The organism is Micromonospora sp. NPDC005298 (assembly GCF_040607375.1).
Classification (GTDB): Bacteria; Actinomycetota; Actinomycetes; order Mycobacteriales; family Micromonosporaceae; genus Micromonospora.
Map to the genome: position 1 here is coordinate 1 of NZ_JBEXGP010000028.1, position 25,263 is coordinate 25,263.

24 protein-coding genes are annotated in these 25,263 nt (G+C 71.4%); 13 read left to right on the forward strand and 11 right to left on the reverse strand.

Translation table 11 applies throughout. The annotated features are described in order from the left end of the window. The 3 genes from ABZS77_RS26455 to ABZS77_RS26465 all read left to right on the forward strand — a co-directional run. A partial coding sequence (locus ABZS77_RS26455; RefSeq protein ID WP_354828104.1) for a C39 family peptidase occupies positions 1-315 on the forward strand: 315 nt, incomplete at its 5' end. Between the two features lie 240 nt (positions 316-555). Then, positions 556-1,449 carry a DUF1996 domain-containing protein gene (locus ABZS77_RS26460; protein ID WP_354828106.1) on the forward strand — a complete coding sequence of 298 codons (894 nt, stop codon included), beginning with the start codon at positions 556-558 and terminating at the stop codon, positions 1,447-1,449. Positions 1,450-1,515: 66 nt separating this feature from the next. After that, on the forward strand, positions 1,516-2,163 hold the full coding sequence (locus ABZS77_RS26465; RefSeq protein ID WP_354828108.1) for a DUF305 domain-containing protein: 648 nt from the start codon (positions 1,516-1,518) through the stop codon (positions 2,161-2,163). A gap of 108 nt (positions 2,164-2,271) precedes the next feature. Here ABZS77_RS26465 and ABZS77_RS26470 read toward each other — a convergent pair whose 3' ends face one another. The 5 genes from ABZS77_RS26470 to ABZS77_RS26490 form a co-directional block, all read right to left on the reverse strand. After that, positions 2,272-2,415, reverse strand: a complete 144-nt coding sequence (locus ABZS77_RS26470; RefSeq protein WP_354828112.1) for a hypothetical protein — start codon at positions 2,413-2,415, stop codon at positions 2,272-2,274. Positions 2,416-2,696: 281 nt separating this feature from the next. Beyond that, positions 2,697-3,668 carry an alpha/beta fold hydrolase gene (locus ABZS77_RS26475; RefSeq protein ID WP_354828115.1) on the reverse strand — a complete coding sequence of 324 codons (972 nt, stop codon included), beginning with the start codon at positions 3,666-3,668 and terminating at the stop codon, positions 2,697-2,699. A 76-nt stretch (positions 3,669-3,744) separates the two neighbouring features. Next, entirely contained in the window at positions 3,745-4,638 is an 894-nt protein-coding gene (locus tag ABZS77_RS26480) for an acetyltransferase (protein WP_354828118.1), read from the reverse strand. A 156-nt stretch (positions 4,639-4,794) separates the two neighbouring features. Continuing rightward, positions 4,795-5,991, reverse strand: a complete 1,197-nt coding sequence (locus tag ABZS77_RS26485) for a low temperature requirement protein A (RefSeq protein ID WP_354828120.1) — start codon at positions 5,989-5,991, stop codon at positions 4,795-4,797. Between the two features lie 92 nt (positions 5,992-6,083). Next, positions 6,084-6,491, reverse strand: a complete 408-nt coding sequence (locus ABZS77_RS26490; protein ID WP_354828122.1) for a VOC family protein — start codon at positions 6,489-6,491, stop codon at positions 6,084-6,086. Between the two features lie 196 nt (positions 6,492-6,687). On the opposite strand from ABZS77_RS26490, the gene ABZS77_RS26495 reads away from it, so the two are divergent. Then, positions 6,688-7,764 (forward strand): glycoside hydrolase family protein, encoded by a 1,077-nt coding sequence (locus tag ABZS77_RS26495; RefSeq protein ID WP_354828124.1) that lies wholly within the window; start codon positions 6,688-6,690, stop codon positions 7,762-7,764. Between the two features lie 6 nt (positions 7,765-7,770). Here the strand turns inward: ABZS77_RS26495 and ABZS77_RS26500 are convergent, their stop codons facing one another. Next, on the reverse strand, positions 7,771-8,655 hold the full coding sequence (locus ABZS77_RS26500; RefSeq protein WP_354828126.1) for an NAD(P)-dependent oxidoreductase: 885 nt from the start codon (positions 8,653-8,655) through the stop codon (positions 7,771-7,773). Positions 8,656-8,823: 168 nt separating this feature from the next. On the opposite strand from ABZS77_RS26500, the gene ABZS77_RS26505 reads away from it, so the two are divergent. Beyond that, a complete protein-coding gene (locus tag ABZS77_RS26505; protein WP_354828129.1) occupies positions 8,824-9,243 on the forward strand; it encodes a PPOX class F420-dependent oxidoreductase in 420 nt (139 codons plus the stop codon). A gap of 29 nt (positions 9,244-9,272) precedes the next feature. Here ABZS77_RS26505 and ABZS77_RS26510 read toward each other — a convergent pair whose 3' ends face one another. Next, positions 9,273-10,157, reverse strand: a complete 885-nt coding sequence (locus ABZS77_RS26510) for a bile acid:sodium symporter family protein (protein WP_354828131.1) — start codon at positions 10,155-10,157, stop codon at positions 9,273-9,275. Between the two features lie 145 nt (positions 10,158-10,302). On the opposite strand from ABZS77_RS26510, the gene ABZS77_RS26515 reads away from it, so the two are divergent. Further along, complete coding sequence (locus tag ABZS77_RS26515; protein ID WP_354828134.1) at positions 10,303-11,631, forward strand: glycoside hydrolase family 18 protein; 1,329 nt, start codon at positions 10,303-10,305, stop codon at positions 11,629-11,631. 3 nt (positions 11,632-11,634) lie between these two features. Here ABZS77_RS26515 and ABZS77_RS26520 read toward each other — a convergent pair whose 3' ends face one another. Beyond that, positions 11,635-11,988, reverse strand: coding sequence for a hypothetical protein (locus ABZS77_RS26520; RefSeq protein WP_354828137.1), 354 nt, complete (start codon positions 11,986-11,988; stop codon positions 11,635-11,637). A gap of 168 nt (positions 11,989-12,156) precedes the next feature. Between ABZS77_RS26520 and ABZS77_RS26525 the strand changes: the two genes are divergently transcribed. The 3 genes from ABZS77_RS26525 (at position 12,157) to ABZS77_RS26535 (ending at position 18,170) form a co-directional block, all read left to right on the forward strand. Further along, a complete protein-coding gene (locus ABZS77_RS26525) occupies positions 12,157-14,958 on the forward strand; it encodes a M14 family zinc carboxypeptidase (RefSeq protein ID WP_354828139.1) in 2,802 nt (933 codons plus the stop codon). 261 nt (positions 14,959-15,219) lie between these two features. Continuing rightward, the gene (locus tag ABZS77_RS26530; RefSeq protein ID WP_354828143.1) at positions 15,220-15,822 is read left to right on the forward strand and encodes a hypothetical protein; all 603 of its coding nucleotides are present in this window, start codon (positions 15,220-15,222) and stop codon (positions 15,820-15,822) included. Next, complete coding sequence (locus ABZS77_RS26535; protein ID WP_354828145.1) at positions 15,819-18,170, forward strand: VWD domain-containing protein; 2,352 nt, start codon at positions 15,819-15,821, stop codon at positions 18,168-18,170. Before ABZS77_RS26530 ends, ABZS77_RS26535 begins: the two co-directional genes overlap by 4 nt. A gap of 48 nt (positions 18,171-18,218) precedes the next feature. On the opposite strand, the gene ABZS77_RS26540 is transcribed toward ABZS77_RS26535, so the two are convergent. Further along, entirely contained in the window at positions 18,219-20,285 is a 2,067-nt protein-coding gene (locus tag ABZS77_RS26540; RefSeq protein ID WP_354828148.1) for a cellulose binding domain-containing protein, read from the reverse strand. A 523-nt stretch (positions 20,286-20,808) separates the two neighbouring features. On the opposite strand from ABZS77_RS26540, the gene ABZS77_RS26545 reads away from it, so the two are divergent. Genes ABZS77_RS26545 through ABZS77_RS26560 form a run of 4 tightly spaced genes read left to right on the forward strand, consistent with a single transcriptional unit; the run spans position 20,809 to position 23,049 of the window. Beyond that, positions 20,809-21,210, forward strand: a complete 402-nt coding sequence (locus ABZS77_RS26545) for a YbaB/EbfC family nucleoid-associated protein (RefSeq protein WP_354828150.1) — start codon at positions 20,809-20,811, stop codon at positions 21,208-21,210. Further along, complete coding sequence (locus ABZS77_RS26550) at positions 21,197-21,511, forward strand: type VII secretion target (RefSeq protein ID WP_354828153.1); 315 nt, start codon at positions 21,197-21,199, stop codon at positions 21,509-21,511. The genes ABZS77_RS26545 and ABZS77_RS26550 overlap by 14 nt, the downstream gene beginning before the upstream one ends. A 3-nt stretch (positions 21,512-21,514) precedes the next feature. After that, a complete protein-coding gene (locus tag ABZS77_RS26555) occupies positions 21,515-22,711 on the forward strand; it encodes a WXG100 family type VII secretion target (protein ID WP_354828156.1) in 1,197 nt (398 codons plus the stop codon). After that, positions 22,708-23,049: a hypothetical protein gene (locus tag ABZS77_RS26560; protein WP_354828159.1), complete on the forward strand. Its 342-nt coding sequence runs from the start codon at positions 22,708-22,710 to the stop codon at positions 23,047-23,049. Before ABZS77_RS26555 ends, ABZS77_RS26560 begins: the two co-directional genes overlap by 4 nt. Positions 23,050-23,230: 181 nt before the next feature. Here ABZS77_RS26560 and ABZS77_RS26565 read toward each other — a convergent pair whose 3' ends face one another. Together ABZS77_RS26565 and ABZS77_RS26570 are read right to left on the reverse strand one after the other, a co-directional pair. Further along, on the reverse strand, positions 23,231-24,052 hold the full coding sequence (locus ABZS77_RS26565) for a hypothetical protein (protein WP_354828161.1): 822 nt from the start codon (positions 24,050-24,052) through the stop codon (positions 23,231-23,233). Between the two features lie 177 nt (positions 24,053-24,229). After that, positions 24,230-25,249: a LacI family DNA-binding transcriptional regulator gene (locus ABZS77_RS26570; RefSeq protein WP_354828164.1), complete on the reverse strand. Its 1,020-nt coding sequence runs from the start codon at positions 25,247-25,249 to the stop codon at positions 24,230-24,232. Positions 25,250-25,263: the final 14 nt, after the last annotated feature.

Below are 25,263 nucleotides of genomic sequence, written 5' to 3' on the forward strand. Positions count from 1 at the left end.
AACGACGCCTACCGGTCGGTGGAAATCTCCACCCCCGCCGCCGACGACAAGCAGACCGACACCCTGCGCGCCGACATCGTCAAGACCGTCGACCAAGGCCGCGCCGTGGTCGCCAACATCGCCGGCACCACCACCGACACCGACGGCGCCGTGCACTCCTTCGAGGGCGGGCACTACATCAGCGTCGTCGGCTACCGCGACAACGGCCAGACGGTGAAGATCGCCGACTCCGCCAACCCGAACACCGCCTCCTACTGGATCACCGTCGAGCACCTCGCCGACTGGATCGCCACCCGCGGCTACGCCACCAACTGACCACCAGCACACACCAACGCGAAAGGGCCGGACCCGAAAGGGTCCGGCCCTTCGTCGTCATTTCCGCCAACTGCGGCACGTATTGACAAGGATCGACATAAGGGTGAACCTGGACGGAGAGAGAGCGCTCTCTTACCTCGGGCTCAACAGGCCACCACCACGTCTGGCCAGGACACTCCGCTGCTTTCGGCGGCGGCACCGGAGCTGTCCCTGACCCGTCCTCCCGACAGGAGTCCCAAGATGGACAGGGCCGCACCCCTATCCGGCATCCCCCGCCGACTGCGCCTCGCCACGGCGATCGGCGCCCTACTGGCGCTGCTCGGCACGTACCTGGTCTCCACCATCGACCGGGCCGACGCCGCCCCGGTCGCGAACGTCATCCGGGTCGCCGAGTTCCCCGCCGACTGCACGTACAGCCACCGACTGCCGGACGACCCGATCGTCTTTCCCGGGCTGCCCGGGGCCTCGCACATGCACAGCTTCTTCGGCAGCACGGTCACGAACGCCCGCACCACGCTCCCCGACCTGGTGAACTCCACCAGCACCTGCAACCCCCGGGTGGACGTCTCGTCGTACTGGGTTCCGACCCTGTACCGGGACAACGTCGCGGTGGAGCCGGCCATCGCCACGTTCTACTACCTGGGCGAGGGCGTACGCGCCGACGTGGTCGCCAACACCCAGCCCTTCCCGCAGGGGCTCCGGCTCGTCGCGGGCAACGCCCGGGCCACCGGTTCGGGCGACAGCATCGCCCGCTGGTCCTGCCTGCACGCCGGGCAGGTGCCGCCGTCGAAGGACTTCGTCAACTGCCCGGCCGGCACGATGCTGGAGTCGTACCTGGACTTCCCGCAGTGCTGGAACGGTCGGGACCTGGACTCGCCGGACCACAAGAGCCACCTGGCGTACCCGGTGAACCAGGCCTGCCCGAGCACCCACCCGGTGCACGTGCCGAAGTTGCGCCAGGTGCTGCGGTACCCGGTCAACGGTGACCCGTCGCACTTCCGGCTGGCCTCCGGGCCGGGTTACACGATGCATGGCGACTTCTTCAACGCCTGGCCGGTCGCGGAGATGGCCCGGCGCGTCCAGGACTGCATCCGCCCGGTCATCAAGTGCGGGCACGACGGCCGCCCGATCTGAGCCGTCGCATCCCCGGCGGCGGGTCCGGTCATGCCGGGCCCGCCGCCTCGGGCGGAAGGAGTCCGCATGCGAGCCATCGCCGCAACGCCCGCACTACTCATGGCGGCTCTCCTCGTCGCCGGCTGCGCAGCCGGCGCGCCGGGAGCCGACATCAGCGCCGACAGCACACCGGCACCCGACATCAGCGCCGGACCGTCCACGGGCATCGGGTCGACGGCGTCGGCCACGGGTGCCACCGGAGCGTTCAGCGCCACCGACACCGCGTGGCTGCAACTGACGGCGGCGATGGCGCAGCGGCTGCTTCCGGTACTGGACCTGGTGCCGACCCACACCACCGACCCCGCGTGGCGGCGCCTGGCCGCGCAGATGCGCACCGGCAGCAGCGCCAACCTGGAACGATCCCGCCGGCTTCTGGCCGGCGCGGGCGCGCCGACGACGAACCCGCACGAGGGTCACGACATGCCCGGCATGATCACCGCTGATGGGTTGGCCGCGCTGCGCTCGGCCAACGGCACGGCCTTTCACCGTCTGCTGGCCGCGCACCTGCGGGCGCACCTCGCGCAGTCGGTCCGGGTCGCCGCCGCCGAGCAGCAGGGTGGTGTCCACCCGGGCACCGCCGCGATGGCCACCGCCGTCGTCCGGAGCGGCAACGCCGACCTCGCACGCCTCGACCAGCTCGACCGCCCACCGGCGCCTGGTAGGCGGCCGGCCTGAACGCCTGCGACGCCCGGGCTGGCGGAACACCGGACGTCGCCGGTGTCGAGGTCTGTCAACGCGTGATCCGACCGCCGAACAGCGCTGCCGTCGGGGTCGGTCTTCGGCTCAGCCGGTCGCCAGCAGCCGGGCGATCGTCGCCGGCTCCGGGAGGTGCGGGAAGTGGCCACCGGGCAGCACCGTCACCATGACCTCCGGCAGGGCGTCGGTCAGCCAATTCAGGTAGCGGGCCGGCGGCTCCGACGAGGTCACCCAGCGGTAGGGGATCCCCCGCTCCCGGATGGACCGCAGGTCGTGGCGCCGCGTCGGATCCGTGCAGGATCTCGTCCCAGTAGCCCAGCAGCAGGTCCGGCCGGGGGTCGGTCGCGGTGGTCACGACCTCGCGTGCCTCGGGCGGCAACGACTCGATGCCCATCCCGGCCAGCATGCCGTCCCACACCCGCCGCCACCCTCGGGGCACGCGGCCGGCCCCGCGGCCACGACCCGTACAGGGGGTGGTGGCCGCGAGGGCTCGCCCGGGTCGTACCCGATGGTCACGGCCCGGTGGCAGCGGCGGCCTGCGCCGGCTCCCCCTCGTAGAGCGCGACGTACCGTCGGCGCAGCTCGTCACCCCGCGCACCGAGGGCCGCGAGGTCGAGGGTGTTGTGGCCGACACCCAACGCTTCGGGCAGCGTGTGCACCCGCAGCGGGACGTCGTTCGCGTCGGCGATCCGACGCGCCACGGTCACCGCCGCGATCGGGTCCACCACGGCGTCGAGCGGGCTGATCGCGACCGCCGCGCTCCGCAGACCGGTCGGACGCGCCGGCCTCGGAAGGCCACGCGCGATCGTCAGGTACTGGGTGACGGCGGCGAGGGAGTAGCCGCGTGAGGTGACGCGGTCGGGCAGGAGGCGACGCCCGTACAGGACGATCAGCGGTCGGACCGCGAACGCCGGCGCCTGGCGCGGGTTCGGGCCGAAGAACGGCGACAGCAGCAGCAGATGCCGTACGACGCCGGCGTGGACCTGCGCGAGCCGGGCGGCCAGCACCGCCCCGCCGGAGATGCCCACGACACCCACCTCGTCCCCGAGGCCCGCCGCGACGCGCAGGGCCTCGTCGGCGTACGCGGTCAGCTCGGCGGCGCGGACGCGGTGGTGGGCTCGCCGGTCCACGGTGCCGTGCCGGGGGGCGCGTGGGATCCAGACGTTGTAGCCGCGGTCGTGGAAGTCCCGGGCCAGTTCGTCGTACTGCTCGGGCGCGAGCGTGTAGCCGTGCAGCAGCAGCACGGCCCGGCCGGTCCGGCGGCCGTGGCTCAGCAGGCGGCTGCGGGACTCCGGTCGGACCTGCGGGTCGCCGGCGTCGGCCGCCATGACGGTCTGCGCGGCGCGTACGGCGTCGGCGAAGTCGAGGTGCCGCCCCGACGTGCCGAGGGGATGCCGGCGGTCCAGCGGCCAGAGGTACAGCCCCGCGACCGACGCCACGAGCAGCGCCAGGAAGCCGACGACGAGGGCGATGATCTCCGGCATGGCTCAGATCCTGGCAGCGGACGAGGGGCCGGCCGGTCCAGGGGTGCGCCCTCGTGACAGGGCGCACCCCGACGGGTCAGCCCTCGTCGGCCGGCGCGAACAACACCCGCGCGCGCAGTTGCCGGAAGCCCGTCCGTTCCAGCTCCGCCAGCACCGCCACCCGGTGGGCGTCCACGTCGGCGATCACCTCGCGGGCGCCGCCGTCGGCGAGCACCCGGACCGCCTCGGCCAGCAGCTCGGGTCGGGCGGCCTCGTCGAGCAGGCCGAGATAGGCCAGCAGCGGGTAGCAGGCGTCCCCGGCGGTACCGACCAGGCCGGCCGGTTCACCGGCGGCCAGGGCGACGCGCCATCCCCGCACCGTCTCGCCGAGCCAGGCAAGCGGGTCGGTGGCCAGGTCGACGCCGCCGACCGTCCGGGCGATCTCGGCGCCGGTCAGCACGTCCGGCTCGGCGATCCGGGCGACCAACTCGTTGATCTCCGCCGCGTCGACCGGCGGACGGAAGTCGTACCGGCCGGAGGACGCGGGCAGGGGTGTGCCCGTCCAGGAGCACCGGAGCCGTTCGCCCCGCTCGACCAGGCCGGCGAGGCGGGCCGCCGCCATCGGTGCCCGGACCACGGCGAGCACCTCCGGTCGGCGCCGCCAGTGCGCCGGCAGGGCGGCGTAGTACCGGGCGGGGCCACCACGCGCCTCGTGGGCGGCGCGCAGCAGCTCGGCCCCCACCTCCGGTTCGGCGTCCAGGTCGAAACGCTCCAGCCAGGGGGCGCCGACGGCTCCCGGTGGGAGGAGCCAGGCCGCCCGGGCGACCACCCGGCCGGCCCGCAGGGCGACCCAGGTGGTCTCGGGCCGGTAGCCGCCACCGGCGATCCCGTCGGCGTACGCGACCTGCCGCAGCTGCGGCAGTGGATCGGGCATCGAGTCGAACAGATTTTCCTCGCCCGCGACGAGCGGACGGATGACCACGTCGGTCATGGGTTGATCCTCCGGGAGGCGAGCGCCCCGGGTCAGATCCGCGCGGACGCCGGGGCGCGGAGGGGGCGCAGAACATCGGACATTGTTCTGACCTCCTCTCGGCTCGATGGCGTGCCCGACACCCTACCCGGGCGGGACCGGTTTTGTCGGCCCGGCTCACAGCGTCGGGTTGGTCTCCGCGCCGCGTTGGTGGGCCTGCCCGTCGAGGACCGCGATCACGGCCAGGATCAGCGCCGCGGTGCTGGCCACGGCGACCGGCGGGAGGAACACCGTGGGCACCGCCGCCACGGCCAGCACCAGTGCGCCGATGTACAGCATCCGGCAGTGCGGTGCGTCGGGGGTCGCCACCTCCAGGTAGCTGCGCCCGATCAGGAACAGCACCGGACCGCCGAAGATGATGACCACCAGGGCCCAGTCGATCGGCGGATGCGGATCCTCGATGATCTGTCCGAAGCCGACGGCGGTGCAGATGATGCCACCGACGATGAACAGCAGGCTGTAGCTCGCCCAGCGGGACAGCCGGATCCCGTCCCCGGCGGCGCTGGAGGTGGCGTGCCGGCCGGGCCCGACATGGTAGAAGTAGATCCGCCAGAACGAGACGGTCGCCACGAAGGCGGCGACGAGGGTGACGGTCCGCTCGACCGAGAAACCCGGGAAGCTCACGGCGGCGCCGGCTTCGAGCACCACCTCGGCGAGCGCGATCATGAAGAACTGGTTGTACCGCTCGGCGAGGTGCTCCTGCGAGACGGTGACCCTGCTGCTGATCGGTTCACGGCCGAACCGGGGCACGGGCCAGTTGGTGGACGCGCCGACCAGTTCGAGGGCGAGCGCGAGGGACCAGAAGATCCCACGGCCGAGACCTCCGCTGATGCCGCCACCGATCCACAGCACGCCGGACGCCACATGCCAGCTCAGCACCCGGATCGCGAACGCGTGGCCGGGGTGACCCCGCAGGGCGTACGACAGGTAGAGCGGTCTGCCGGTCTGGATGATCACGTACGTGGCCGCGAAGATCACGCCGCGCTGCCCGAACGCCTGCGGCAACGAGACGGCCAGCACCAACGTACCGAACATGGTGGCCAGCAGGACGACCTGGAGATCGGCGCGCCGGGGGTCGTAGGTGCTGGCCAGCAGGGCGTTCAGGGACCAGATCATCCACATCGCCGTGAAGAACAGCAGCGTCTGGCCGGCCTCCGACAGGAGTGTGTGCCTGACGATTGTCAGGTCGTCCGCGACCCGCCCGGCGAGGCGGGCGAGCGCGAACACGTAGACGATGTCGAACAGCAGTTCCAGGACGGTCGCCGAGCGCGGGCTCCGGCTGTCGCCGAGGCCGCGCATCCCGGCGCGCATCATCGCCCCGAGCCTCCTCGCCGCCTCGTCCCTTTCGAGCGATTTTATCGGGGAAGTCGACGATCTCGGCAGGTATGCGGGACAGCGGCCCGACTTCAGGCCCGACTGGAGATCTGCTGCACCGCCCAGGCGTTGCCGTCCGGGTCGGTGAAGAAGATGAATCCCACGTTGTCCAACGGGTCCGGGACCGGGCGCGGGTTGGCTCCCAGCACCTGGATCTCGCTGACCTCGACACCACGTTCCACCAGCTCGGCACGAGCTTTCTGCAGGTCGGGCACCACCAGTTGCAGCCCCTTGAGCGACCCGGGCGGCATGTCGGGCACCACTCCCCTGCCGATCACGACCGAGCAGCCCGAGCCGGGTGGGGTCAGCTGCACGATCCGCGCCTCGTCGCTGATGACGGTGTCATGGTCGACGGCGAAGCCAAGCTGGTCGGCGTAGAACTCCTTGGCCCGGTCCACGTCCGAGACCGGCACGACCACCACTTCCAGCGTCCAGTTCATCCGAGCACTCCCTCACGTTGTGGCGACCGTCTTCACGGCCACCAGCGGGCACGAACCGCACCATGGACGCCGACGGTAGCCCGGGACGGCACCAGAAACCGTTATCCCGACGCGAACCGCCGGTCTCCTGAGGGGAGGGCGTTGATCCACCAGCCCGCAGACCGGAATGAGAACACCGAACCGAGGAGTCGAGACGATGCGCGCAACCAACCCGGGTGAGGCGGACGCCGCGAGGGCGGCCCGGGGCGTCCACGCGAAACGGCGACGGGGACCGCGTCTGCTGTGGCCGTTCACCGTCGCCGTCGTGGTCGCCGTACTCGTGGCCGGGGTGATCGTGGTGGTCCAGCCCGCCGGTCCCCCGCCGGCCCCGGCCGCGACGCAGGCGCTCGACCCGCCGCCCACCCGGCCGGTGTCCGTCCCACCCGCGCCGACCACGCCCGCCGCGACGGCGGGCACGGCGGCGGTGACCCCGACGGCGACGCCGACTACGGCGAAGTCGACGGCCGGCCGCCCGCCCGGCGCGGTGGCATCCACGGCGACGTCCGGGCGCAAGGGCGTCGGGGTGTGGACCTTCGACGGCGTCGACCAGGCGCTGGCCAGCTCCGGGGCGAGGTGGTACTACACCTGGGACGTCGCCCACCCGGGCGTCACCAGCCCGACGGACGCCGAGTTCGTCCCGATGATCTGGGGTGCGAAGAGCGTCACCGCCGGCAACCTGCAACAGGCCGGCAAGAACGGCCGCCAGCTGCTCGGGTTCAACGAGCCGGACATGGGCGGTCAGGCGAACATGAGCGTGGAGCAGGCACTGGAGCTGTGGCCGCGGCTGGAGGCCACCGGCCTGACCCTGGGCAGCCCCGCCGTGGCGTGGGGCGGCGACCGGCCGGGTGGGTGGCTCGACCGGTTCATGACCGGCGCGAAGCAGCGCGGCTACCGGGTCGACTTCATCGCCCTGCACTGGTACGGCGGCGACTTCACCACCGCGAACGCCGTCAACCAGCTGCGGTCGTACCTCCAGGCCGTGCACGACCGGTACCGGCTGCCGATCTGGCTCACCGAGTTCGCGCTGATCGACTTCTCCGACGGCGTACGCTTCCCGACCCAGGCACAGCAGGCCGCGTTCCTCACCGCGGCGACCCGGATGCTGGGCGGCCTGTCCTGGCTGCACCGGTACGCCTGGTTCGGCCTGCCGGCGACGGACAAGGACCAGACCGGCCTCTTCCGCACGGGCAGCGAGGCGACCGCCGTGGGCCGCGCCTACCAGGCGGCGCGCTGACCGAACCTAGACATGGTCGCGCCAGGAGTGCTGCGGCTCGTACCCCAGCACCCGGCGGGCCTTGTCGATGCTGAGCAGCGTCTCGTGCTCGCCCAGCTCCCTGCGGATCTCGACGCCCGGGTACACCTCGGCCATCAGGCTGGCGCTGGAGCGGGTCATGACGGTGTCGGCGTTGGCGACGATGAAGACGTCCGCGCCGGGCCGGTCGTACGCGAGCGCCCGCCGCACCGCCTGGGCCCCGTCCCGGGCGTCGATGTAGCCCCACAGGTTCCACCGGCGCAGCGTCGGGTCGGCGTCGAAGGAGGGGAACGGGGCGTAGTCCTCGACGTCCATCACGTTGGAGAAGCGCAGACCCACCATGACCAGCTCCGGGTCCCAACGGCAGAAGTGCCGCGCCATCTCCTCCTCAAGAGCCTTGTTCAACGAGTACGTCGACTCGGGGCGCGGCGCGTACTCCTCGTCCACCGGGGCGTACGGCGGTGGGCTGTCGAACGGCAGCCCGAGGACCGTCTCGCTGGACGCCCAGACGACCCTCTTGATCCCGGCCGCCCGGGCGGCGGCGAACACGTTGTACGTGGCTGCGGAGTTGTTGGCGAACGTGGTCGCGTTCGACATCAGCCCGGGCGCCGGCACGGCCGCCAGGTGCACGACCGCCTCGATCCCGCCGGCGTGCTCGTCCGCGCCGCCGGTGAACGCCTCCACCACCTGCCCGTAGTCCGTCAGGTCGACCTGAAGGAACTCGCCGTCCACGTCGCGGGGGTCGCGTCCGCCGGCGCGGTCGACGGCGAGGACGTCGACGCCCACACCGCGCAGGTGCGCGACGACGGCGCGGCCGAGTTTGCCGGTGGCGCCGGTGACGACGACACGTACGGGAAGTGCGGGATCGGTCATGACCCCATCCTCTCCGGCGGGACCGGACGGCGCACAAGAGGGCTGCCGCCGAACATCAGCCTCGTCCAGGGGCGTGGCGCTCCGAGCGGCTCCGGAAGTTCGAATCCCGTCTGCGGGAGCGGGTGCGTAACGTGCAGGGGTAAACCGTTACGCGAGGAGGAGACGCCCATGTCCAAGCCACCGCTTCCCGAGGCCGCGGTCGAGATGTTGCGGAAGCCGAACCCGGCGGTCATGACCACGCTTCGCAACGGTGGTCAGCCGGTGTCCGCCGCCACGTGGTACCTGTGGGAGGACGGCCGGATCCTGGTGAACATGGACGAGAGCCGCCGCCGGCTGGAGCACGTCCGCAACGATCCACGGGTGTCCCTGACCGTGTTGGACGAGGCCGGCTGGTACACCCACGTCAGCATCATCGGGCACGTCGCCGAGCTGCGCGCCGACGAGGATCTGGCGGACATCGACCGGTTGTCGCGGCACTACACGGGGAACGCGTACCCGCGCCGGGAGCGGGCCCGGGTCAGCGCCCTGATCGAGATCGACCGTTGGCACGGATGGGGTTCGCTCAAGGACAACAGCCAGGTCGGCTGAGGGTGCGGTCGACGCCCTGACCGTCGGCGTCAGGGCGTCAGGGCGGGCGCGGACCGGCTGCCGACGCGGGTGACCAGGAGGCCGAAGGCCGCCGCGGTGAAGAACATGACGATGCCGTAGACCGCGCCCGGGATGGCCATCTGCGTGCTGTTGAGCAACGCGGGGCTGAGCGCGATGGTGATGGCCAGGGTGCTGTTGTGGATGCCGATCTCGAATCCGGCGGCCGTGGCGGCGCTGCGGTCGACTCCGGCGAGCCGGGGAACCCCGTACCCGATGGCGAGGCTCAGCAGGTTGAACGCGAGCACGGCCAGACCGACCGAGACGAAGTAGTCGGCGATGTTCTCGCGTTCGCCGAGCACGGCCCCGGCGATCACGGCGACGAGCACGATGACGGACAGGACGCGTACGGGCCGGTTCAGGCGTTCGGCGACGTGCGGCAGCCGGGCCCGGATCAGCATGCCGAGGGCGACCGGGACGAGCACGATGGCGAAGACCTGCACCACCTTGTCGAACTGGAGGCCGATGCTCCGGCCGTCGGGCAGGAAGTACGCCGCCGACAGGTTGACCAGGATCGGCAGGGTGACCACGGCGAGCACCGAGTTGATGGCGGTCAGGGTGATGTTCAGGGCGACGTGGCCGCCGAAGAGGTGACTGTAGAGGTTGGCCGTCGTGCCGCCCGGCGAGGCGGCCAGCAGCATCATGCCGACGGCCAGTTCCGGTGCCAGGTCGAAGGCGAGCACCAGGGCGAAGCAGAGCGCCGGCAGCACGAGCACCTGGCACACCAGCGCGATGACGGCGGCTCTCGGGTGCTGGCCGACCCGGCGGAAGTCCGCGATGGTCAGTCCGAGACCCAGACCGAGCATGATGACGCCGAGGGCGATGGGCAGACCGATCAGGGTCAGGGCGGAGTCCATGGCACAACATCGTTACCACCGGGTAACGCGTTCACAATCCTCCGTGCGGCTGGGCGGCCCTTGACCGCGGACGGTGGTCGGCTTAGCTTCATCAATCAGATAAGTCTCTTTACTAATTCTGTTTGAGCCTCCTGGGAGTGTGCCGATGCGACAACTCCGCCACCGCCGTCTCACCGCAGTCGTCGCCCTGGCGACTCTGCTGATCACCGCCGCTCCGCCCGCTGCCGCGAGCGCGGGCGCGGGCGCCAAACCCGACCGGGCCGGCTACCACCGGGTCGGCTACTTCACCCAGTGGGGCATCTACGGCCGCGCCTTCCCGGTCAAGAAGCTCGAAACCTCAGGTGCGGCGAGCCGCCTCACCCACCTCAACTACGCCTTCGGCAACGTCAGCGAGGACGGACGCTGCTACCTGGACGGTGGGCCGGGCGAGGGCGACGCCTGGGCCGACTACCAGCGTCCCGTCCCGGCCGAGGAGAGCGTCGACGGGGTCGCCGACGCCCCCGGCCAGGCGCTCAACGGCAACTTCGGGCAGCTCGCCAAGCTCAAGGCCAAGCACCCCGACCTGAAGGTGCTGATCTCGCTGGGCGGGTGGAGCTGGTCGACGTACTTCTCGAACGCCGCACTCACCGACGCCTCCCGCAAGGCGTTCGTCGCGTCCTGCATCGACCTCTACCTCAAGGGCGATCTCCCCGGCGCCCCGGGCGCCGCCGCCGGGGTCTTCGACGGCATCGACCTGGACTGGGAGTGGCCGAACTGGGACGGTGAGCCGGGCAACGTCATCCGCCCGCAGGACCGGGAGAACTTCACCAAGCTGCTCGCCGAGTTCCGCAGGCAGCTCGACGCGTACGGGCGCACGACCCGCACGCACCACCCGCTGACCGCCTTCCTGCCAGCGAACCCGGCCGCGATGGACGCCGGCTACGAGGGCCGCAAGATCTTCAAGTACCTGGACTTCGCGACCGTGCAGGGGTACGACTTCCACGGCGGCTGGGAGGCGGTGGCGAACCAGCAGTCCGCGCTGCGCGTTCCGGCCGACTCGCCGGACAACCCGGACTTCTCCGTCGAGGTGGCCGTCGACGGTTGGATCGCCCGTGGGGCACCGCGCCAGAAGCTCGTCCTGGGCATCCCCTACTACGGTCGCGGCTGGACCGGCGTCACCGGCGGCGGCAACGGCCTCTTCGGGCCGGCCGCCGCGCCCGCGCCGGCCACCTTCGAGGCCGGGTACGAGGACTACAAGAAGCTCAAGACCCTCGCCGGCAACGGCTACACCGTGCACCGCGACCTGCGCGCCGGGCACGCCTGGCTCTTCGACGGTACGACGTTCTGGACGTACGACGATCCGGCGGTCGTGCTGCAGAAGACGCTCTACATCCGCCGTACCGGTCTGGGTGGCGCGATGATCTGGTCGCTCGACGGCGACGACGACAACGCCACGCTCACCAAGACGATCGGCCTGGGCCTGACGACCTGGTGACCGCTACCCCGGGGTGACCGCGCGCACCGCCTCGGCGATGAGCGCGGTCACCTGGTCCATGTCCCGAGCCTGGTGTACGTCCATGTCGGCCGACCAACCGTCGGCCCGATCGAGCTGCACGGCCATGTCGTCGCGGCGATGGGTCAGCCAGGCGGCGACCGCCTGGACCAGGATCATGGCGGCGCCCGCGTCGACCGCCACCCGCAGCACGTCCGCGCCGCCCCCGCCCGCCTCATCAGGTGTGAGAGTCACCCCGTCCCGCAGCCGGTCGTCGGCGCGCAGCCAGGACGCCAGCGAACGCTCGGCGTCGGCGGACGGAAGATCCGGACGGACCGTGAGCGTGATCGCCTCCGGCACGGTGCGCTCCTTCCCGATGACAGTGGGTCACGCCACCATCCTGCCAGCCGACCCCGGCGCCGGCATCCCCCGCAGTCACCGAAGTCGATCAGAGGCTTGACCACCCCGTCCGCCCGTCCATAGGCTCCGGCCACTGCGAGGCTTTCCCCCAAGAAGGGAACCCGAGACATGGCTCCATCGTCGCGTCCGTTCTGGACCCTCCCCCCGAAGCGGCTGGCGAGCGCCGCCACCGTCGCGCTCCTGCTCGGCATGACGCCCCTGCTCGGTGGCCCGTCGGCCGCGAGCGCCGCCCCACCATCGAGGTGCAGCACCGACCCGACCGCCCGGCTGAGCGGCGTACCCACCCCGGAGTCCGTGCTCGGCTTCCCGCTCGGGCTGGGCCAGGAGCGGGTCGTCACCAACGACGAGGTCCGCACCTACCTGGGGGCCGTCGACAGCGCCTCGGACCGCGTCGTCACCGGCGTGATGGCCACGAGCGTGCTCGGGCAGCCGCTGCCGTACGCGGTGGTGTCCACCGAACGCAACGTGCGGCCGGCGGCGCTTCGCGAGATCGTCGACGACGTACGGGACCTGCGCGATCCGCGCCGGACCAGCGCGCGGACCGCCGTCCGGACGGCGAAGGACAGCCCGGCCATCGTCTGGGTCACCGCGAACGTGCACGGCGGCGAGAAGAGCGGCACCGACGCCGCGCTCAAGACGCTGTACGAGTTGGCCGCCGGCCTGTCCTGCGAGGTCGCGCGGCGCAACGACAACCTGGTCACCGTGATCGTGCCGACGCAGAACCCGGACGGCCGGGACGCGACGCGACGGCAGAACGAGTTCGGCTTCGACATGAACCGGGACTGGTTCGCCCGTACCCAGCAGGAGACCGACGGCAAGCTCGAACTGCTGCGCCGCTACCCGGCGCAGGTGTTCATCGACGCCCACGAGATGGGTGGCCGGCAGTACTTCTTCCCGCCCAACGCCGACCCGATCCACCACGAGATCGCCGGTGAGGCGGTGGACTGGATCAACCGGATCGGCGAGGCCAACAAGGCCGGCTTCGGCTACAACGGCGCCTGCGACGACACCGTCACGACCGAGTGCTACTTCAACTACGACACGTACGACATGTTCTTCATGGGCTACGGCGACACCGTGCCGACCACCGGCTTCGGGGCGGCCGGCATGACGTACGAGAAGGGCAGCGCGTCGGCTGTCGCGGACCGGGTGCAGCAGCAGTTCCACACCCAGTGGTCGACGCTGGGGTGGGCCGCCGCGAACAAGCGCGAGGTGCTGAGCGACTACTTCGACATCTGGACCGACGCGCTGGCCCAGGGCAGGGCGGGCACGCTGGAGCCCAACGAGGTGGTGCAGCCCACCAACGAGGTCCAGTTCCCGGTACCGGACATCAAGGTCCGCTCGTACTTCCTGCTGCCGGACCGGCAGCTCGCCGACGTCCGCCAGCTCGTCGAGCGGCTCCGGCGCATGGACGTCGAGGTGTACGAGGTGCAGAAGCCGACCCGGGTGCCCACCGCCCGGATCTTCGGCGGCCGCAGCGCCACAAACGTGACAGTGCCCAAGGGTGCGTACTGGATTCCGATGGACCAGCCGCAGAAGCACTGGATCCAGGCGATCATGGGCGAGGACCCGTACGTCCCGTTCCCCTACTTCTACGACGTGTCGTCCTGGAGCAACCCGCTGCTGATGGGCGTGTCCACGATCTACACGGGCGACAACGTCCGCCCGAAGGCGCAACTGGTCCGCAAGGTCGCCGGCGGCCGGATCGCGCCGGCGTGGCCCTGGGGCTCGTACACGTACAAGCTGGACTCGGCGGCCGCCGCGGAGTTCACGTTCACCCTGCTGGGGCGCGGTGTGCCGTTGACGCGTGACCTGGCGGCGAACACGGTGGCCGTGCCGGCGACCAGGTTGAGCCGTACGGTCGACGACCTGGCCGAGTCGCTCGGCGTCACCCTGACCCCGGGCGGACGGGCCACCGGCACCCGGCTCAGCCTGCCGGATGTCGGGCTGTTCCAGGGCACCGGCATCTCCACCACCTCCGGCTCGCACGGCGAGGCCCGGTACGTGCTCGGCAAGCGGTGGGGCCTGGACCTGAAGCCGGTCACCACCGCCGACATCAACGACAACACCGAGGCGTTCACCGGCCGGACCGTGCTCCTGGTGCCGGACGGCAGCAACCCGACCGGCGGTCTGACCGCCGCCGGGCAGGCCAACCTGCGCGACTGGATCGCCCAGGGCCACACCTACGTCGGGCTGCGCAACGAGGGCACCCGACTGGCCCGCGCCGCAGGCCTCACGTCCACCACGGAGAAGACCAAACCGGCAGACTACCTGGTGATCGGCTCGCACCTGCGCGTCAACGTGGACACCGACAACCCGGTCGCCCTGGGCCGCCCGGCGGAGGACTTCGAGTTCAACAACAGCGACCCGATCCTCAACCCGAGCACCACCGGGACGAACGTGCTGACCTACCCGACGGGCGACACGTTCTGGGCCAACGGCTACACCGTCGGCGCGGACACACTGAAGGGCACGGCCGCCGTCGTCGACGAGCCGACCGGCGCGGGTCGGGCGGTGCTGTTCGCGTTCAATCCGCTCTTCCGGGCGTACAACGAGAATGGTCTGCACCTGGTGGCCAACGCGTTGCTCTACCCGGCGGGCGCGCCGGACGCCCGACGCGCGCCGGGCACCGACGCGGCGCGCGCCAGCGCCGCCGCCGCGCCGGTGGCGGCGGACCTGGGCGGCGGGTGGCGGCCGATCACCATCCAGGTGGCGGCGGCGGATCTGCCGCGTGCGGAGGCGACTGTCGAACGCTTCGCCGCCGACGCCCGGGCGTCCGTGAAGGACGGTTCGGCGTACGTGGTGATCCCGAACCCGCAGGGACTCCAGATGGACGAGCACCCGTTTGCCAGGGATCTGGTACGCGCGTTGCGGGACGCGAAGGTGCCGCTGCGGTCGGTGGTCGGCTGACGGATCCCGAACCCCGCGACCCCACCCGAACGTAGAGGTGAATCTTGGGCACTTTTCGCCAGCCGTGCGGGCTGACGGAAAGTGTCCAAGATCTACGGTGGCGGGGCGGCAGTGCCCGCGGGCGGCGGTGCGGGCCAGACCTCGGGGTCGGCTAGCGGACATTCACCGGGCCGGATCACGACAGCGCTCCCCCGCCCCGCGGCGCACGCTGGCCGGGATCGGCGACGGCGACGGTCGGCACCCGGAGGAGGCTCGCGGCCCATGGGCGTACCCCGCGTAGGGACGGCGGCGCTCGCCGGCGGTCTCACGCTGCTGTTGATGGTCAGCACGGTCGGGTGCAGGCGGTCGCGGCCGTCATCGGCACAGACCGGCGGCTCGGCGACGGTCGGCCTGACCGTCAGCACCGCCCAGCCGTCGTACCGGGTGGGTGAGCGGATCAACCTGCGGCTGAAGCTGGTCAACAACCGCGACGCCGAGTGCCAGCTCAGTCGGGTCCCGGACGGGGCGGTGACGGTCATGTCGTTGACCCGGGACGGCACGGCTGTGGCACCCGCGGTCGGCAGCACCGCGTACTACCGGGACTTCACCGCGTACCTGGTCGAGAACCTGGTGCGGGTGCCGCCGCGCGGGTCGGTGGAGCTGACGCTGGGCAGTGACCCGCAGAGCCCGGTCGGCGCTGCGCTGACCACCTCCGCCCCGGACGGGCGGGGTGGGGCGACCGTCGCCTGGTGGCCGGTCGACCAACCGGGGGCGTACCGGCTGGTGCTGGGCTACCTGCGGGCGCCGCTGCGCGGTGTGCCGGCGGATGCCTGCGCCGCGACGGCCGAGCAGGGCAGTGTCGCGTTCGAGGTGAGGGGCGGATGACCGGGATGCGCGCGGTCCGGACGGGCGTGGTTCTTGCCGCAGTGCTGGTGCTCGTCGCCCCCCAGGCGGCGTCCGCCGTGGTCAGCGTCGACGCCGACCTGCAGACGGAGTACGCGGGCTGCGTCGGCCAGATTCGCAGCTCCGGCAACGGCAAGGTACTCGAGGAGCTGGAACGCTCCGGAAAGACGATCAAGGTCCGTCGGCCCATCATCGGCTCGGAGAGCAGCACCACCACCTGGGTCCCGGGTAGCGACGCGCAGATCAACTGGGTGCCGGAGAACGACGCGCGGAAGCTGGACGACGAGGGTCCCGGCTTCACCGAGGACCAGTGCGCCACCCTCATCCACGAGATGAACCACGCCCTCGACGAGGTCAACGACACCCGCCGGGGCCAGTTCTGCACGCAGCGCGGCCAGCAGGCGAGCACCGTGGACCCTGCCGAGGTGCACGCGGTGTTGGCGGAGAACGCGTACCGCAAGGCGGTCGGCGTGCCGCTGCGCCCGTCGTACGGTGGGATGCAACTGCCGTCCAACGGCAAGGACTGCGACCAGCCCAAGCCCCGACCACCCGGTGGTGGTGGTTGCTCGATCTCGGTGATCGGCAAGGGTTACCGGTGCGCGAACAGCAACGGTGACCCGCACCTGCTCAGCTACGACGGCCTGCACTACGACTTCCAGGCCGCCGGTGAGTTCGTGCTGACCCGCTCGACGACCGACGACTTCGAGGTCCAGGTACGACAGACGATGTTCCCGGCCAGCTCGGTGGTGGCCGTCAACTCGGCCGTTGCCGTTCGGGTGGCCGGTGACCGGGTCGGCGTGTACGTCACACCCGCCGGCCCCGTGGTCCGGGTGAACGGCGCCGCGCCGGCGCCCGCGCCCGACGGGGTGAAGCTGCCGCGCGGCGGCGCCGTCACCAGCTGGGCGGACGGCACGGTGACTGTGGAGTGGCCGGACAGCGCGCGACTGACCGCGCAGCCGATCGGGGTGTGGGGGCTGAGCGTCAGCGTCAGCGCGCCCACGGGGCGGGCCGGAAAACTGGAGGGCCTGCTCGGCGACCACGACGGTGACCCCGGCGACGACCTGACCGTGCGCAACGGGAAACGGGTGGCGCAGCCGCCCACGTTCGAGGCGCTGTATCCGGGCTTCGCCGACAGTTGGCGCGTGGAGGCGCCACGGTCGCTGTTCGACTACGAGCCCGGGCAGAACACCGCCACGTTCACCGACCGGCGCTTTCCGGACCGGCCGCTCACCGTCGGGGACCTGCCCAACCGGGCCACCGCCGAACTCGTCTGCCGGCGGGCCGGTGTCACCGACCCGCAGATTCTCGCCGACTGTGTGCTCGACGTCGGCCTCACCGGGCAGGTGGCGTTCGCCGAGGACGCCGCCCGCGCGCAGCGCGACGCGCCCGCTGCCGGTGATGTCGACCTGGCGGTGACCCGGGCCGGCGCCACGGCCGCGATGAAGGTGCCGGGCAGGGCCGGTCAGAAGATCTTCGTGGAGGTGCCCGCCGCCACCGTGCCGGATCGCTGCGGCGTGTTGCTGCTGCTCGACCCGCAGGGCCGTCAACTGGCGACCGGCTGCGTCATCTCCGGTGTCGGCTTCATCGACACGACCACGTTGACGGCCACGGGCGACCATCAGGTGGTGCTCGACCCGTGGGATGCCGACCTCGGGCGGGCAACCGTACGGGTCGTTGCGGTGACCGACGAGGAGAAGACGCTCACGACGGACGGGCCCCCGGTCCGGGCGACGCTCGCCCAACCGGGGGCGGTCAGCCGTCTGTCCTTCGACGGACGCGCCGGTCAGAAGATCTTCCTCCAGGTCACCGACGCCACCCTGCCCGACCGCTGTGGCCTGCTGCGACTGCGTGATCCGGCCGGCGTGGAGGTGGCCAGCGGCTGCGTGATCGGCGGCCAGGGGTACGTCGACGGCGTCGTCCTGCCGGCCAGCGGCCGGTACCTGCTGGAGGTGGACGGGACCTCCACCGACACCGGCTCGGCGGACGTGCGGCTGCGCGACGCCAGCGACGAGCAGCGTGACACAGTGGCGGATGGACGGGCGAACACGCTGTCGGTGAGCCGGCCCGGTGCGGTGAGCCGGCTGCGGTTTCCCGCCGACAGCGGCAAGCGCCTCACCGTGGAAGTGACCGCCGCCAGCCTGCCCGACCGGTGCGCGATTCTGGCCGTCACCGGCCCGAAGGGCGAGGCGGTGGGCAGTGGCTGCGTCATCGGCGGCGCCGGGCGGATCGAGGTGGGTCCGCTGCCCACGGGCGGCAGTTACGCCGTCGTGCTCGACCCGTGGGCGGACGAGACCGGATCGGCGACGGTCACCGTCCGCCAGGTGGGCTGACCGGGCGGCCGGCCGACCCGACGAACGGGCCGGCCGGCTGCGGCGGCGTCAGCCGGTGCTACAGACGGTGCCGTTGAGGCTGAACGCCGTGGGCAGCACGTTCGGGCCGCTGTACGCACCGACGAAGCCGGCGCTCACGCTGGCGCCCGGGGCGATCTGCCGGTTGTCGTCGGTCGGGGTGACCCGCACGGCGGTGCCGACCTGTTCCCAGGTGGCGCTCCAGCCACTGCTCACCTGCTGCCATCCGGTCGGCCAGGTCCAGGTGAGCGTCCAGCCGGTGATCGGCTTCGTCCCGTTGTTGGTGATCTCGACACCGCCGATGTAGCCGTTGCCCCAGTCGTTGGCGGCGGTGAAGCGGACGGTGCACGCGCTGGTGGTCGGGCTTCCGGTGGCGAAGGTGAGGGGCGGAGAGGACCAGGAGACCCGCCCGGCGGTGTCCCGGGCCAGCACGTTGACTGTGTACCGGCTGCCCGGCACCAGGTTGCCGACCGTGAACGAGGTCGCGCCGGTCTCGCCCAGTTGTTCGCTGATCGCGCCATTCTGCCGGTACACCTCGTACTTCGCGATCGGGCTGCCACCCGGGGTGGCCGCCGGCCAGGTGATCGTGGCGGCGCGGTCGGTGACGCCGCTCGCGGTGGGTTGGCCCGGGGCCGACGGGCGCCCGGCGGACGCGCCGGCCGGTCGCAGCACGATCGTGGTCAACGAGTACGCCGGCAGCGTGCGGCTGGTCGCCGAACCGGACTGGCTGGTGGCGATGCCGGTCGCGCCGTTGGTGAGGGTGGACACCGTCGGCGCGACGGCCGACGGGGTGAACCCGGCGTAGTCGATGGTCACCGGGTGATCGTTGTCCGGGTCCTTGTTCACCAGGAGCACGGCGAGGTCACCGTTGCCCCGACGGACGGCGTGTGCGGTGACCAGGGGCTCGTCGGTGCCCGCACGGACGAACTGGTCACCGGTCCTGGCGAAGAGCTTCATCATGCTCAGCCCGTGGTACGGCGCGAACGGTGTGTTGAGCGGCGGTTCGCAGACCGAGCCGTCCTCGTTGCAGGAACCGCTGGAGAGCATCCCGAAGTCGCCGTAGTCGGTCTGGCCGGCGACCTGCGTCACCGTGCCGAGCCCGTTGTGCACGTTCCACCACTGGACGGTGAAGACGCCGCTCTCCAGCAGACCGCTGTAGACGTCGGCGAGGAAGAGCGCCGCCGGCTGCGTGGTCCGACCCGCGTCGACGTTCAGCTCGGTGAAACTGATGCCGATGCGGTCCGCGTTCGCGCCCGCGTACCGGCTGAGCTGCTGCCGGAGCAGGTAGGTGGCGTCCGGGAGGTGGTTGACGCGGGCCAGCGACTCGGCGGCGGTGCCGCCCGGGTACCAGTGCACGTCCACAAAATCGATCTTCGGGCCGGCGATGGAGAGCACCGTCTGGTTCCACGGACCCGGGTCGCTGCCGGCGGTGATCCCGTCCGGCCAGTTGCCCGGCATGGTCAGCACCGCGCCGACCTTGATGCTCGGGTCGACCGCCTTCATGGCGTTGGCGTACTCGACGACCAGTCGCGCGTACTGCGTCGCGCTCTTGTCGGGGTGGTCGTCCGCCTCCCACGCGGACCCGTAGTGGCCGTTGCCGTAGTTCTCGTTGCCGACCGTCCAGTACCGCGCGCCGTACCCCTTGGTCACGTTGGCGTACCGCACCCAGTCGGCGGCCTCGGCGGGCGTGCCGGTGCCGTAGTTCGCGATGATCATGGGTTGCGCGCCGACCCGCTTCACCGCCGCCATGAACGTGTCGAAGTCGGTGTTCGGCGCGACGTACCCGCCGGGCGCGGTGTGGTCCTTCCAGTGGTAGATGTCGGCGTACGAGCCGCCGGGGTAGCGCATCATCTGCACGCCGGCGTCGCGCAGCAGGTCCGACGTCCCGGGGGTGCCCAGGTTCGAGTCCCAGATGGCGTGGTTGACGCCCAGCGCGGTGTCCGGCACCGTCGCCAGCCCCGCGCGGGCGTTGACGGTGACCGCGACGGCGGCGGGTTCTGCTGTCGCGCTGGCAGTCGGAGGGTTGACGCCGGAGAGTGCGGTCGCGGCGAGCAGCAGGCTCGCCAGGACCGTCGCCCGGCTTCTGGGAATGCGCATGGCGGGGTTCCTTCGCGGTGAACGACAGTGAGTCGCCCGGCCGGCGGGGGTGCCCCACGGGATCGGGCGGACTCGTGGATCGACAGGCCCCGGTGCCCTGTCGCTGGTGCCCGTCCCCCGGGATCCGTGGTCGGATCCCGCTGCCCAGTGGACGGTGTCGGCCCGCGCGTGGCCTGCAATCGACGGCCAAGAATGTCATGGCCGGATCGAGGACCTCAAGGGGTGCACCCCACTCCGGTCCGAGCAGCCACCGCACCGGCGGCTGGCACCGAACTGGACGACGTCGTCACGCCGCAGCGGTTCCCGCTGCTCGGGCCCGGACTCCGAGCAGCGGGACAGCCATGCGGCCGGCACCGGGACGTTAGCGCTAACAGCATACGTCTGTCGATAGATGATGATTAGTATTTATGCATCTGTGGGAGTCGACTGACCGCCCCCCGGCTGGGGACACCACGCAGCGCCACCGGTTGGTAACGTGACGACGGTTGTGCGGTGATGGTCGCCGATGCTTCGGGGGGTCGACGTGTGGGCCGATGATGTCGCCCTGGACGCGGCGGACCGCCGCCTCGCCGACTGGGAGACGTCCCTGTCCGAGCGGGCCGCCCGCGCGCGAGCCCTCTCCACCCGCCTGCGGGCGATCACCGGCACCGCCACGAGCCCCGACGGGACGGTCGACGTGACCGTCGACTCGAACGGCCTGCTGAGCGACCTGCGCCTCGACGAACGGATCCGCCAACAGTCCGCCGCCCGTACCGCCCGGCAGATCACCGACACCACCCGCGCCGCCCACGCCGACCTCCTCAGGCGGGTCGACGACGCGACAGTCGAAACCCTCGGCGCCGGCGACCCGACCGGGCAGGCCGTCGTCGACTCCTACCGGCGGCGGATGGACCCGACCGAGGGTGAGCCGAATGCCCGGCGCTGACGGCATCCACGTCGACCCGGACGACCTCACCGCGCACGCCGGTCACATCGACCGCATCGCCGACCGCGTCGACACCGCCCGCCAGGCTGGACAGCACGTCCAGGTGGGCGCCGACGCGTACGGGCAGCTGTGCGCGCTCATGCCCGTCCTCGTGGACGACCTGCAACGCACCCTCGTCGACGGCATCGGCGCGGCCGTCGGGTCGGCACGCGACACCTCACACCGGCTGCGCGTCGGGGCAGACCACTACCGGGCGTCCGACGCCCGCGCCGAACAACGCCTGCGCCGCCCACGGAGCTGACCGGTGACGGCCAACCCGCTCATCGTCACGGCGGCCGACACGACCCCCCACACCTGGGCCGGCATCTGGATCTGCGAGGACATCGAGCTCGTCGCCCAGGGCATCCGGAACGGCAGCTGGATCGACGGCACCCTCGGTGTGGTCAGCGCCGGCCTCGACGCCCTGGCCCTCGTGTCCGACCCGGTCGGCGCGCTCCTGCAGTACGGGATCGCCTGGCTCATCGAGCACGTCAAACCGCTCAGCGAAGCCCTCGACTGGCTCGCCGGCAACCCTGCGGAGATCACCGCCCACGCCCAGACCTGGCGCCGGGTCGCAGCCTCGCTACGCGACGACGCCACCGGGCTCGCCGCCGCCGTCCGCACCGACGTGGCAGCCTGGGGCGGCAGCGCCGGCCCCGCCTACCGCAACTGGGCCGGTGAACAGCAGCAGGCCCTCATCGGGCTCGCCCGGGGCGCCGACACCCTGGCCGCGATCACCGAAGGCGCCGCCGTCCTCGTCGCCGCCGTCCGGCTCCTCGTCCGCGACGCCATCGCCACCTGCGTCTCCCGCCTCATCGTCTACGCCGGCGAACTCCTCGCCACCGGCGGCCTGGCCACACCACTGGTCGTGGAGCAGGTCACCACGACTGTCGCGTCCTGGGGCGCGCGGATCGCACGACTGCTCCGCGGACTGCTGACCAGCCTCCGCCGACTCGTCCCGATGATCCGCCAACTCGGCGGGCTGATCGAGAAACTCCAACAGCTCCTCCGACGGCTCCAGCGGGGCGAACCGCCACCAGGCCGAGCAAGCCCGGGGCCGGAGTCGCATCACGAAACCCCCGCCGCACCTCCGAGCCCGGACCGGCAACGGACTCATGATCTCGGGATGGATCCGGCGACCGGAAAGTTCCGGCCCGGCGAGGCCGAGACGGCTGTCCGTTTGGAGCGGGAACTGGGCGTGACGCTGACACGTGCTCCGGTGGAGTCGTCAGCGGACTGGGTCGATGAGGCAGGGCGGACCTACGATGCGGTGGGAAACTTTCCGGCGCAGTTCTTTGACCGCCAATGGCCCCAGCTGCAGTATCAGATCGTGCGGCACCTCGACAAGGCGGACCTGGTGCCGGTGGACGTCTCGAAGTTCACGCCGCCACAGGTCGCGCAGCTCGAACAGTTCATCACGGACCGAGGCCTCGGTCCTCGAGTGTTCATCGTGGGGAGATGATGGCCGGCCTCATCGTGCTGAAACCCGGCGTCGACTGGACCGCGACCGGCGGGTTGTTCGACTGGACGCTGGAGTTTTTGATCTCCCGTCTCTCCGACAGACAGACCGTCGGCCACCTACAGGAGATCGTCGACAACAATCTTGGTTCGCTCTGGCTCGACGATCTGCCCGCCGCCGCACAGCGGGAGGTCGTCAGGCTGTGGCGGGACGGCCTCATCGAGGCCGGCGAAGGGCATCTCCCCGAAACCGAGCACAAGGCCGACGTGATCCGCCACCTTCAGGAGTTGGTGGACGCGACCTACGCGGCCGAGTCGGCAGGCCCGAGTGGCCCTGGGTAGTGACGTTCACTGACGGCTCGCCCTCCGGTACTGAGCCTGACGTCGGGTTCAGGAACCGACAGGTACGAGCGGTAACGATCATCTGGTCTGGCCCAGCAGCCCGGCACCGTCCCGCGTCTCGATGAAGGCCTGGCCTGGTGCGGTGCCGTCGACGTCCCAGACGTGGCCGCTGTGGGCCCCATCAGTCGGGCCGTCGACCGGCCGTTGCGGGCGTCCAACACCGTGATGAGACGGGCATCGCGGTCCAGCCGGGCGAGTCCGGCGAGCCGGCGGTCCGGGCGGGAGGAGACCACGACCGTGCCGTGCCGGACCTCGAGTCCGGGAAGTCGGTCGCCGGGTGCCCGGCAGGTCCAGAGGACCCGTTGGGGCGCCGGGCACGGAGGTGGAGGACGAACCGGGCCGCGCCGACCGCTGTGGCCACCGCGCCGAGAACATACGGAACGGCAGCCCCGAACCATCCGCCGGTCCCGAGCAGAACAAGGCCCGCGACCACCCAGACGGCGTCCTGTGTCCAGATCCGCCGCCAGCCGGTGTCCGGCTGCTCCGCCCCCTGCACCTGCGTGGAGCCCGACTGCGGCGCGTCGGGGCCGGAGAGGTCACCGCCCGTTCCGTGGTTCCGTCGGCGGGCCAGCACGGCAGCCACGATCTGCGCCACCCACACCACGCTGACCAGCACCAGGACGGCCACCGGAAGGGACCGCCCCGAACCGTTCACGACAACCCTGGTGAGCACCAGCCCGTAGACCAGACACCCTGCCCACACTCCGACCGAGCAGACGGCGTACCACAGCGTGATGTCGGCGCTGGTCCGCATCCGGCCGACGTGCTGGCCCACGGCGGGAGGCACCGCCAGCAGCAGGCCGAGAGGCACGCTCAGCAGGACGAAGACCGCGAGGAGCAGACCCCCACCGGCGACGATGCTCACAGCGATGAGCAGGACCGGAATGACGGTGGGCGCATACCACTGCACCCGGTACACGGCCCGCCGGAATCCGGACTCCACAGTGACCTCTGCTCGCTTGTGGGGGTGCGCGCCCCGAGCGATGCTCCGCGCCTCGGGGCCACGAAAATCGGCACAGTTTAATGGCCCCCACCACCGCCCGTCTCGCCTCGATCACCGCTGACGGCTGATCGAGGCGATCAGCGAATCAATGAAGTGCGGCGCGACGGCTGACGCGGGTCACGACCGGGGTGGCGCGGCGCTGTCCCGTTCGACGAGTTCGGTGGCGAGTTCGACGCGTGGGCTCTCGACCCGCTCTCCCCCGGCGAGCCGCAGGACCGTCCGCGCGGCCATCATGCCCATCTCGGCGAGGGGTTGGCGGACCGTGGTCAGCGGGGGTGAGCACCAGCGGACCTCGGGGAGGTCGTCGAAGCCGACGACGCTGATGTCGTCGGGCACCCGCAGGCCGCGTTTGCGGACGGCCTCGTAGACGCCGAGTGCCATCTGGTCGCTGGCGGCGAAGATGGCGGTGGGCGGGTCGGGCAGTGCCAGTAGCTGCGTACCGGCGGTGTAGCCGGCCTCGTGGTAGAAGTTGCCGGGTCGGATGAGGGCGTCGTCGACGGCGATGCCGGCGGCGCCGAGGGCGGCCCGGTAGCCGTCGAGTCGGGCCCTGCTGCACGTCAGGTGCGGTGGCCCGGCGATGAAGCCGATGCGGCGGTGGCCGAGCCCGATCAGGTACTGGTTGGCGCTGAGGCTGCCCGCCCAGTTGGTGGCGCCGATGGTGGGCGACTCCTGCGGGTCGACGCCGGCGGGGTCGATGATGACCACCGGCAGGTGCAGCCGGCGCAACTCGGCCTGTAGCGGCGGGTTCACCATCGAGGTCACGAAGATGACGCCCTCGGTGGATCGGGTACGCATGTTGTCGAGCCACTGTTTGGCCGAGGAGATGCGCCAGTGGATGGCGGAGACGACAGTCCCGACGCCGCTGCTGCGGGCGACGTCCTCGACCCCACGGATGATCTCCACGGCCCACGGGCTGTCGAGGTCGTTGAAGACCAGGTCGATCAGCGCGGCGTCGTCGCGCCGCGCCGGTGACCGCCGGCGGTAGCCGTGGTGGTTGAGCAGGGCCTCGACGCGTTCCCGGGTGTCGGGGGCGACGTCGGAGCGGCCGTTGATAACCCGGGAGACCGTGGGCACCGAAACACCGGCCAGCCGCGCGATCATGGCGATGGTGACATTTCGGCCGTTGTCGGAGCCCACGGTCCGCCCTTCGT

Coding starts and splice junctions, on each gene's coding strand:
- ABZS77_RS26460 (WP_354828106.1), top strand. CDS start 556: ATGGACAGGGCCGCACCCCTATCCGGCATCCCCCGCCGACTGCGCCTC.
- ABZS77_RS26465 (WP_354828108.1), top strand. CDS start 1,516: ATGCGAGCCATCGCCGCAACGCCCGCACTACTCATGGCGGCTCTCCTC.
- ABZS77_RS26475 (WP_354828115.1), bottom strand. CDS start 3,668: ATGCCGGAGATCATCGCCCTCGTCGTCGGCTTCCTGGCGCTGCTCGTG.
- ABZS77_RS26480 (WP_354828118.1), bottom strand. CDS start 4,638: ATGACCGACGTGGTCATCCGTCCGCTCGTCGCGGGCGAGGAAAATCTG.
- ABZS77_RS26485 (WP_354828120.1), bottom strand. CDS start 5,991: ATGATGCGCGCCGGGATGCGCGGCCTCGGCGACAGCCGGAGCCCGCGC.
- ABZS77_RS26490 (WP_354828122.1), bottom strand. CDS start 6,491: ATGAACTGGACGCTGGAAGTGGTGGTCGTGCCGGTCTCGGACGTGGAC.
- ABZS77_RS26495 (WP_354828124.1), top strand. CDS start 6,688: ATGCGCGCAACCAACCCGGGTGAGGCGGACGCCGCGAGGGCGGCCCGG.
- ABZS77_RS26500 (WP_354828126.1), bottom strand. CDS start 8,655: ATGACCGATCCCGCACTTCCCGTACGTGTCGTCGTCACCGGCGCCACC.
- ABZS77_RS26505 (WP_354828129.1), top strand. CDS start 8,824: ATGTCCAAGCCACCGCTTCCCGAGGCCGCGGTCGAGATGTTGCGGAAG.
- ABZS77_RS26510 (WP_354828131.1), bottom strand. CDS start 10,157: ATGGACTCCGCCCTGACCCTGATCGGTCTGCCCATCGCCCTCGGCGTC.
- ABZS77_RS26515 (WP_354828134.1), top strand. CDS start 10,303: ATGCGACAACTCCGCCACCGCCGTCTCACCGCAGTCGTCGCCCTGGCG.
- ABZS77_RS26525 (WP_354828139.1), top strand. CDS start 12,157: ATGGCTCCATCGTCGCGTCCGTTCTGGACCCTCCCCCCGAAGCGGCTG.
- ABZS77_RS26530 (WP_354828143.1), top strand. CDS start 15,220: ATGGGCGTACCCCGCGTAGGGACGGCGGCGCTCGCCGGCGGTCTCACG.
- ABZS77_RS26535 (WP_354828145.1), top strand. CDS start 15,819: ATGACCGGGATGCGCGCGGTCCGGACGGGCGTGGTTCTTGCCGCAGTG.
- ABZS77_RS26540 (WP_354828148.1), bottom strand. CDS start 20,285: ATGCGCATTCCCAGAAGCCGGGCGACGGTCCTGGCGAGCCTGCTGCTC.
- ABZS77_RS26550 (WP_354828153.1), top strand. CDS start 21,197: ATGCCCGGCGCTGACGGCATCCACGTCGACCCGGACGACCTCACCGCG.
- ABZS77_RS26560 (WP_354828159.1), top strand. CDS start 22,708: ATGATGGCCGGCCTCATCGTGCTGAAACCCGGCGTCGACTGGACCGCG.